We start from the raw sequence: 2,990 nt of genomic DNA, 5'->3' as shown, positions 1-2,990 counted from the left end.
GGGATCATTTTAGGGATTCGTTTTTTGAATTATTACGAAGGAATATTATCTGCATTTAAACATGGATTTTTCGCATCAATCAGTGCCACGACCAATGCTGGATTTGATTTGACGGATGAGTCACTCAGTCCATTTAGCGCGGATTATTATGTACAGTCGGTCATCATTGTATTGATGATTGTGGGGGCAATTGGCTTTCCAGTGATGGTGGAGGTTTATGAATTCTTATTAAACCTTAATAGGAGGAAGAAGTTTCATTTCACATTATATACGAAGTTAACAACCATAACGTTTGTCCTTCTTACCGTAGTAGGAGCCGTAGTTATCTATATTTTTGATAGTCAACACTTTTTTACGAATAAAAGTTGGCATCAATCCTTTTTCTACTCGTTATTTAATTCGGTGACAACCAAAAGTGCAGGCTTAGCAACCATGAATATTAATGACTTTACACCAAGCAACCAACTATTCTTGTCCATATTAATGTTCATTGGCGGCTCCCCTAGTAGTGCAAGCGGTGGAATCCGAACGACTACGTTTGCGATTATCATTTTAGCCATTGTATTTTATGCTCAAGGAAAAAGTTCAATCAAGATCTTTAGACGTGAGTTGCTAAGTGAGGATGTGCTTAAATCCTTTATTGTTATCACGACAGGTGCGCTATTATGTTTATTTTCCATTTTAGTATTATCGATTACTGAAAACGGCACTGTTCTTGAGGTCATCTTCGAGGTTTCGTCTGCTTTCGGGACGAATGGGTTATCGCTAGGGTTAACACCTCGTTTGTCTACCTTTGGCCAAATTCTAATTATTATCCTTATGTTTATTGGGAGAGTCGGAATTGTTACTTGTTTACTCATTTTAAGAGGCAAAGGCAGTAAGGAAAAGATCAAATATCCGAAGGAAAAAGTAACGATTGGGTAATACATACAGGAATGGAGTGGCTTTGCCCCCTCCATTTTTTTGTAAAAATAACCGCAAAAAATAGAAAATGGCTGACTCGTTTTGAGTCAGCCTCTAGTTCACTATTAACAGCCCCAGCTTGCTCCGATAATGATCAATAGGATAAAGAGGACGACAATTAACGCAAATCCACTGCCGATTCCGCAGCCTCCTACTGGATATGCAGGGTATCCACAACCTCCACAACCACCAAAACCGCCAAAACCACCATGTCCGTAATACATGCACATTCACTCCTCGCGAAATTGTTTCTTAACACTGATACAATATGTAGTAGGTACTTGACCCGCATGTGCATTCGCCTATATTATGTAAGACAATGATAAAAATTGTAGGTGAATCGATGAAATCAATAGTGAAAAACTTTATTAACGGTATTTTAACAATTGTCCCTATTATCCTCGTGGTCTATGTCATTTACAAAACCTTTCTATTTTTAGATGGTTTACTGGGTAATACGCTGAGGCCTTATTTAAAAGAGGATTATATCCCTGGAATTGGATTACTGTCGACCCTTATTTTAATTACAGTCTTGGGCTGGCTGTCTACGAAATATATCTCAGGAAAGATTATCAGGTTAATTGATAGGCTTCTCGATAAGATTCCTGTTGTTAAAACGATCTATTCTGTTATTAAAGACACTGTTCAATCCTTTCTTGGCGAGAAAAAGTCTTTTTCCAAAGTTGCACTTGTCGTCATTCCAGGAACCGAGATGCGGAGTCTCGGATTTATTACCTCTGAACAATTAGAGGACTTTTATTCTCCCTTAAAAGATCATGTGGCCGTATATATTCCACAAACCTTTCAAGTGGCCGGGTTCACGTTTTTAATTCCCAAGGAACAAGTCCAAATTATTGACGTTAAGCCCGAGGATGCGATGAAATTTATTCTCTCAGGCGGGATGACATCGACTTCTAAACAAAAAGCAAAATAGGTCATCCGCCAGTAAAGACCAGTCATCCGCCACTAAAATTGAAAAAAGCCGCATTGCGCGGCTTTTTATTTTGCTCCGAATAGTTTAATGAACTCCCCATACCCTTCTTCTTCAAGTTGATCCCTCGGAATAAACCGTAAGGCGGCAGAGTTGATACAATAACGCAAACCAGTCGGCGCTGGTCCGTCATTAAATACATGTCCTAAATGGGAATCGGCCGATTTACTTCTTACCTCGGTCCGCGTCATATAATGACTAAAATCAGCCTTCTCAATCACTTCTTCATCCTGAATCGGTTTTGTAAAGCTCGGCCAGCCGCAGCCAGCATCGAATTTATCCAATGAACTGAACAGTGGTTTCCCCGAGACAAGATCTACATAAATGCCCTCTCTTGTTTCATTCCAATATTCATTTCGAAACGGTGGTTCTGTGCCATTATTTTGTGTGACTTCATATTGAATTGGTGATAATTCCTTTTTTAATTGATCTTTGTTTTTCATTTTTTCTCCCCCCAATGACTTTGAATAAACCCCGCACGTCCTGATCCTACATGATAGGACTCATAATGGGCACGATTTTTCTTATAATACTGCTGATGATAGTCTTCTGCAGGATAAAAGGTCTTTGCAGGCAAGATCGGTGTGACAATCGGCTTGCTAAAAATGCCTCTTTCTTGTAATGCTTGCTTCGACTGTTCAGCAAGCTTTTTTTGTTCCTCATTATGGTAGAAAATCGCCGTTTGATACGATTGTCCGCGATCATAAAATTGTCCGCCAGGGTCGGTTGGGTCGATTTGCTGCCAGAATAACTCCAGTAATTTTTCATACGGAAAAATTTCTGGATCATATGTAATCTGGACAGCTTCATAGTGACCTGTTGTATCTGAACATACTTGTTGGTACGTTGGATTTTCTACCGTTCCGCCTGTGTAGCCGGAAATAACACTTTTAATCCCTGGCTGTTCATCAAACGGCTTTACCATACACCAAAAACAACCGCCCGCAAATGTTGCAACTTCAAATTGATTTTCCAAGTTCCCACCCCATTAACTATATTTTCTTGATTAAAAGTATACAGAAAGATTTAGTAAAAA

At 39.3% G+C, this 2,990-nt stretch carries 5 protein-coding genes; 2 read left to right on the top strand and 3 right to left on the bottom strand.

Annotated elements, in window-relative coordinates; translation table 11 throughout:
- The coding region (locus V7659_RS17785; protein WP_335541138.1) for a potassium transporter TrkG at positions 1-924 on the top strand (924 nt) is incomplete at its 5' end.
- A gap of 104 nt (positions 925-1,028) precedes the next feature.
- Here V7659_RS17785 and V7659_RS32150 read toward each other — a convergent pair.
- Complete coding sequence (locus V7659_RS32150) at positions 1,029-1,103, bottom strand: YjcZ family sporulation protein (protein ID WP_144547943.1); 75 nt, start codon at positions 1,101-1,103, stop codon at positions 1,029-1,031.
- Positions 1,104-1,306: 203 nt separating this feature from the next.
- Here V7659_RS32150 and V7659_RS17775 point away from each other — a divergent pair, with 203 nt between their 5' ends.
- A complete protein-coding gene (locus V7659_RS17775) occupies positions 1,307-1,897 on the top strand; it encodes a DUF502 domain-containing protein (RefSeq protein ID WP_335541136.1) in 591 nt (196 codons plus the stop codon).
- A 65-nt stretch (positions 1,898-1,962) separates the two neighbouring features.
- Here V7659_RS17775 and msrB read toward each other — a convergent pair whose 3' ends face one another.
- Both msrB and msrA read right to left on the bottom strand, forming a co-directional pair.
- Positions 1,963-2,397: a peptide-methionine (R)-S-oxide reductase MsrB gene (gene msrB, locus V7659_RS17770; protein ID WP_335541135.1), complete on the bottom strand. Its 435-nt coding sequence runs from the start codon at positions 2,395-2,397 to the stop codon at positions 1,963-1,965.
- Positions 2,394-2,879: a peptide-methionine (S)-S-oxide reductase MsrA gene (gene msrA / locus V7659_RS17765; RefSeq protein ID WP_395947417.1), complete on the bottom strand. Its 486-nt coding sequence runs from the start codon at positions 2,877-2,879 to the stop codon at positions 2,394-2,396. Before msrA ends, msrB begins: the two co-directional genes overlap by 4 nt.
- Positions 2,880-2,990 lie beyond the last annotated feature (111 nt).

Origin of the sequence: Neobacillus drentensis, assembly GCF_036966985.1 — a bacterium.
Lineage (GTDB): Bacteria > Bacillota > Bacilli > Bacillales > Cytobacillaceae > Neobacillus > Neobacillus drentensis_E.
This window is presented reverse-complemented; position numbering and strand designations above follow the sequence as displayed.